Genomic DNA, 5,821 nt, shown 5'->3' on the forward strand with positions numbered 1-5,821 from the left:
TGGGGGAAGTGAAGCACATCAGGAACAACTACGAGCAACTGACGGTAAAATTGAAACAGAAGAACAGTCCGAACCGGCTGATCAATATTGTATTCCGGATTTTTGACGATGGCGCAGGCTTCCGGTATGAATTTCCGAAGCAGCCCGGTTTAAAGTATTTCACCGTTTCAGATGAACTGACTGAATTCCGGCTCACCGGCGACCATAAAGCATTTTGGATCCCTGCGGACTATGACACCAATGAATACAAATACACTACCGGCCCATTGAGCGGGGTAGATGCATTTGCCGTATCTAAAATGGCGACAGACATTGCCGTGCGAGTTGTTCCTGACCAGAACGGCATACAGACCCCGCTGATGATGAAGTCTGCAGAGGGACTGTACATCAACATCCATGAAGCAGCGCTGATCAATTATCCGGCGATGCAGCTGCATGTAGACAAAAGTAATTTTAACCTCTCTGCACGGCTCGTACCAGATGCCGAGGGCAATAAGGCGCATTTGTATGCGCCATGTCATACCCCATGGAGAACCATCCTGGTCAGCGACAAAGCTGCCGATATCCTGGCCTCCAAAACGATCCTTAACCTCAACGAACCGTCCGCAATTGAAAAAACAGACTGGATAAAGCCCATGAAATTTGCTGGAGTATGGTGGGAATACCAAACCGGGAAAAGCACATGGAGCTATGCAGATAAGGCCGATACACTAGTAGCTGGCAATCTGATCCCTAATGGCAGACATGGTGCCAACACAGCCAATGTCAAAAAATACATTGATTTTGCTGCGGCTAATAACCTGCAGGGTGTTTTGGTTGAGGGCTGGAACTATGGCTGGGAAGACTGGTTTGGCAACTATAAGGAAAACGTGTTCGACTTTACCAGACCGTACCCGGATTTTGGCGTCAAAGACATCAGCAGCTATGCCGCAACAAAAGGCGTAAAAATGATCATGCACAATGAGACTTCAGGGTCAGCGACCGATTATGAGCGCCAGCTCGATACCGCATACAAATTTATGAACAAATATGGCTATCCGGCTGTGAAGACGGGTTATGTGGGCAAGATCATTCCAAGGGGCGAGCACCATGACGGTCAGTGGATGATCAACCATTATGAAAGGGTACTGCAAAAAGCTGCAGCACATCAGGTGACTGTAGATGCGCATGAAGCGGTGCGGCCTACTGGTTTGCACCGTACTTATCCCAATTTTGTAGCTTCAGAAGCAGGGCGGGGCAATGAATACAATGCTTTCAGCGACGGGAACCCGCCGGAGCATGAAACTATTCTGCCTTTTACCAGGCTGATGGGCGGCCCGATGGATTATACGCCAGGGATATTTAAGATCAGGGGGTATTCAGATGTAGCAGGCAGACAGGTTCATACCACACTTGCCAAACAGCTGGCCCTATATGTTACGCTTTACAGTCCGCTGCAAATGGCGGCCGACCTGCCTGAGAATTATGCCGCTCATATGGATGCATTTCAGTTCATCAAAGATGTGGCTGCCGATTGGGACGATACGAAAATCATCGATGCTGAGCCCGGTGATTACCTGACCATAGCCAGGAAGGCAAAAGGAACCAGTGACTGGTTTGTGGGTGCGATTGCTGATGAACATTCAAGGACCGCACTTGTACCGCTTGGTTTTTTAGACAAAGGAAAGAAATATACCCTCGACCTTTACCGCGATGCGGATGACGCCGACTGGAAAGCAAACCCCGAAGCTTATCAAATTGAACATTACCTGGTTGATGCCGGTACCGTTCTTAAGGTAAAGCTCGCTGCGGGTGGTGGGGCTGCCATGAGCATAAAGGCAGCAAAAAAAGAGGACCTTCAAAAGCTGAAGAAGTATAAATAGCTATTTATTATCATAAAAATGCATCATATTAATTACATAATTCAAAACACACCCTGCGAATATTAGTTTAACGTATATCTTTGCGATACAGCGCAACCCTATAAATTAAACGTTTGCACACAATGTTTAGACAACTGGCAGGTATTCTTATTTTATTCACTTTTCTTTTTGTAAAGAGCAATATGCTTTTTGCTGATCGTTTAGTGGAGAAAATAACAATTACCCAGGAGTCGCAGCAAGATTCCAGTGAACCGGCTGACGATGAAAAGGAGTCGAAAAGCATGGAATTTGCAGATGAATTCATTCCTCATACCAGCGGGGTCTTTTCTCCGGTTGTACTGTCAAAAAAGCTTATTCATACAGAGGTCTATTACATTTCCTTAGTTCATTTTCCTGTATGGGGTCCTCCGCCCAATTCTGCCGTTTTCCATAACGCATAATTAATAGTTTAAACTACAGTATTTACAAACATTTTATTTTTATGAAGTATCCTTTAGCGGGTAGAAGTGCCTTTTGCGGACTTTTACTATTTGCGTGTGCACTAACTGCGAATGCACAAAAGATTGATGAAAAAGAGCTCAAAGTTGAAGTTCAAAAAGTTTCAGGCACTACGCAGCAGCTGGTTGCCCTTGAACCTGTGAAATTCAGATATGACATCAAAAAGTACAAACATCTGAATTTGCCTGAGGGCAATCAATACGGTTTCCTGAGCAGTAATGTACAGACTGCGTTGCCTGACCTGGTTTATGAAACTTTCAAACAGATCCCTGCCGGTAAAAACAATACAAAGACGGCGTCTTATGATGAAGTGGACAGCAAAGAACTTATCCCTTTGCTGGTGGGAGCCGTAAAAGAACAGCAGGCAGAGATTGAAAATCTAAAGAGGGAGATCAGCATCCTGAAGCAGAAAGCAAAATAATTGATTTCCTTTTAGTTTAGTTTAGTTTTGAGAAGCGTCGCATTTATGCGGCGCTTTCTTACTATTAGGGACGAAATTTACCATCGAAGTAAGGGCAAAGCTATACGAAACAAAGTTCTGATTAATGGCATGCCCTCACATGAAACACACCTGGTTCACACTTCCTTCACAAAAAGGTACCATTTTGTGGCTTTGGTGTGAACAAGGGGTGAAGAAAGTGTGAACAGGAACACCGGAATATAGCATCCTGACTGCTGTCAGAACGGCGGGGTGCCATATGCTATGGTTTATTCATTAATATTTGATATTTTTAAGGACACCAAATGAATCCCCGATATGAAATATCTGCTGATCCCGTGCCTTTGTTTTTGCATTTTATCTCCCAAATTGTCTGTTGCTCAGGATAAATTAGCTCCTGCTTCAAAGGAAATTATTGAAGGTGTGGTAGGACAGAGGCTGATGAGTTCTTACAACAACCGCATTTTGACACAGGATGCGGATTACCTGATCGAACCTTTTAAACACAGGAATGAAACCAGCCTGTGGCAGAGTGAATTTTGGGGCAAATGGTTCACTTCAGCAGTGCTGGCTTACATGTATCATCCCACAGCGGAACTAAAAAAGAAACTCGATGACGCGGTAACCGGCCTGATCGCCACGCAAACTGAAGAAGGATATATCGGAAACTATAAAAAAGAGAATCTATTGCAGCAGTGGGATATCTGGGGCCGTAAATACTGCATGCTTGGCCTGCTGGATTATCATCACCTTACCGGTGATAAAAAAAGCCTGAAAGCAGCAAGAGATGTGGCGGATAACCTGATGGATGATCTGAAAAAAGTGGATGGCATTATTGTCACCAAGGGAAATTACAGAGGTATGGCTGCTTCATCTGTGCTGGAACCTGTTTGTCTGCTTTATAAAGCTACAAAAGACAAAAAGTACCTGGATTTTGCCGAAGAAATCGTGAGGCAGTGGGAGACACCGCAGGGACCGCATTTGATCAGCAATGCTGGTGTGGATGTCTCCAAACGCTTTCCTAAACCTGTAAACTGGTATTCTCCGGAGCAAGGCCAGAAGGCTTACGAGATGATGTCCTGCTATGAAGGATTGCTGGAACTGTACCGGCTGACGGGCATACCGGAGTACAAAACTGCTGTGGAAAAAACCTGGCAAAATATATATGATACACCGATGGCAGGCAATGGGCAAAATATACACCCCTTACCGGGCATCGTTTGCCGGGCAGCGGGCAGTGCGGGATGAACATCAATTGCTGTGAGGCAAGCGGCCCGCGCGGCTTGTTTAATTTTCCCGCTTATGTGGTGATGAAATCTAAAGAGGGGCTGTTTGTAAACTATTATGTGCAGGGCAGGTACCAGCTGACTACACCTTCCGGAAAACCGGTGACGGTGAAACAGCAGACGACTTATCCGGAAGGCGGAACAATAAAACTGATATTGAGTTTGAATAAGGATGAAGATTTTGTGCTGAGCCTGCGTATCCCTGCCTGGAGTAAAAAGAACGCGGTTACAGTAAATGGAGCTCCCGTTGAAGGGATCAAAGCGGGTGCTTATGCTGCGGTCAGCAGGAAATGGAAGAACGGGGATATGGTTGAGATTACATTGGACATGCGGGGGCGTGTAGCTTATGCCGGCGATCAGCCGAAGTATGCGGCCATTAGCAGAGGGCCGATCTTGCTGGCCCGGGACGAATCATTGCCGGGAATAAGCATGGGTGCTTTCGTGGATGTAAAGGGTAATGATGGTTATATCGATTTAATTCCTGTCGCACACGATGTAAAGGATAACTGGATGCAGTTTCGGTTTAAGTTTGCTCCAGAATCTTATACCGAGGCCGGTGGCGCTCCGGTAACCATCGACCTGTGTGATTATGCTTCTGCGGGGAATGGACCAAAGGCCGGATCATTTATTTCCTGGCTGCCGCAGATCACAGATCCCCGGAAAGTCAATCAATAAACTCAAGTAGTATAGAATTCATGATAAAGAACTTAAGAATTAGCGTCCTGACCTGCTGTCTGATATTTCCTTTTTTGCTTAAGGCTCAGGATTTTTACAGCCCAGCTCAGCGCAAGGACTGGCTGGCCAAGGCAGAGCTGAACAAGCCCCGATTGGTGGAACAGGAAAAAAAGCCGATAGGACTGGTAAAACTTGTTGCGGATCAAAGTGCTTTTCAGGGCTGGAAAGCGGTGCCTTCCGGTACAGTTGAAAGCCTGTATGCACAATCTTTTAAAAAACAATCGGGTGTGGTTGTTGATTTTGGGGAGCATTTGACCGGTTATTATACTTTTACCATCAGGGCCAGCCGTAATTTTCCCGATGCGCCGCTCCGGTTTAAACTGACCTTTGGTGAGGTCCCTGCGGAATTGGCTACACCTTTTGATCCATATCCAGGCGGGTTGAGCAGGGCATGGCTGCAGGATGAAACGGTTACGGTTATTGATCTCCCGGCTACGGTGACCATTTCCAGGAGAGTGGCCTTCAGGTACCTCAAGATGGAGTTGCTGGGCAGTTCCAACGGATTTGATTTTAAGATCACAGACATGAAATTTAAAGCGCAGAGCAGTGTTTCCAATGCGCCTGCGGCTCTAGCGGCTGCGACAAGCCCGTTGATCTCAAAGATTGACGCAGTAGGTTTGTCTACACTGAAAGAATGTATGCAGACAGTTTATGAAGACGGGCCTAAGCGAGACAGGAGACTATGGATCGGTGATCTTTACCTGGAATCCATAGCCAATACGTACTCTTTCAAAAATCACCAGCTCACCAAACGGTGCCTGTACATCCTTGCCGGTCTGGCACAAAAGGACGGCTATCTGCATGCCAGCACTTTTGAGACTCCTGACCTGCATGCGCAGGAGGGGCAATCGTTTCTCTTTGAGTATTCTCTACTGTATAATGCTGCCCTAAAGGAATACCTGCTGGCTACGGGAGACAAAGAAACGGCTATTGACCTTTGGCCTGTGGCGAAGAAACAATTGGAAAACATCAGCAGGCATTTGGATGCGAACGGGCTGTTT

General features: G+C 46.2%; 5 protein-coding genes and 1 pseudogene. All 6 read left to right on the forward strand.

Annotated features, from left to right (window positions below; genetic code table 11):
- Nucleotides 1–1,862: glycoside hydrolase family 97 protein (locus VK541_RS04605; protein ID WP_324367384.1), on the forward strand; the 1,862-nt coding region annotated here is incomplete at its 5' end.
- Nucleotides 1,863–1,984: 122 nt separating this feature from the next.
- Entirely contained in the window at nucleotides 1,985–2,302 is a 318-nt protein-coding gene (locus VK541_RS04610; protein WP_324367386.1) for a hypothetical protein, read from the forward strand.
- A 41-nt stretch (nucleotides 2,303–2,343) separates the two neighbouring features.
- Entirely contained in the window at nucleotides 2,344–2,781 is a 438-nt protein-coding gene (locus tag VK541_RS04615) for a tail fiber domain-containing protein (RefSeq protein ID WP_324367388.1), read from the forward strand.
- A 336-nt stretch (nucleotides 2,782–3,117) separates the two neighbouring features.
- Nucleotides 3,118–4,047, forward strand: a complete 930-nt coding sequence (locus tag VK541_RS04620; protein ID WP_324367390.1) for a beta-L-arabinofuranosidase domain-containing protein — start codon at nucleotides 3,118–3,120, stop codon at nucleotides 4,045–4,047.
- On the forward strand, nucleotides 4,020–4,760 hold the full coding sequence (locus VK541_RS04625) for a hypothetical protein (protein WP_324367392.1): 741 nt from the start codon (nucleotides 4,020–4,022) through the stop codon (nucleotides 4,758–4,760). The genes VK541_RS04620 and VK541_RS04625 overlap by 28 nt, the downstream gene beginning before the upstream one ends.
- 20 nt (nucleotides 4,761–4,780) lie before the next feature.
- Nucleotides 4,781–5,821 (forward strand): annotated as a pseudogene (locus tag VK541_RS04630) (glycoside hydrolase); the annotation flags it as partial.

This window comes from Pedobacter sp. (assembly GCF_035317785.1).
Lineage (GTDB): Bacteria > Bacteroidota > Bacteroidia > Sphingobacteriales > Sphingobacteriaceae > Pedobacter.

Excerpts from the sequence above, each read along its gene's own strand:
- VK541_RS04610 (WP_324367386.1), top strand. The coding sequence starts at position 1,985 with ATGTTTAGACAACTGGCAGGTATTCTTATTTTATTCACTTTTCTTTTT.
- VK541_RS04615 (WP_324367388.1), top strand. The coding sequence starts at position 2,344 with ATGAAGTATCCTTTAGCGGGTAGAAGTGCCTTTTGCGGACTTTTACTA.
- VK541_RS04620 (WP_324367390.1), top strand. The coding sequence starts at position 3,118 with ATGAAATATCTGCTGATCCCGTGCCTTTGTTTTTGCATTTTATCTCCC.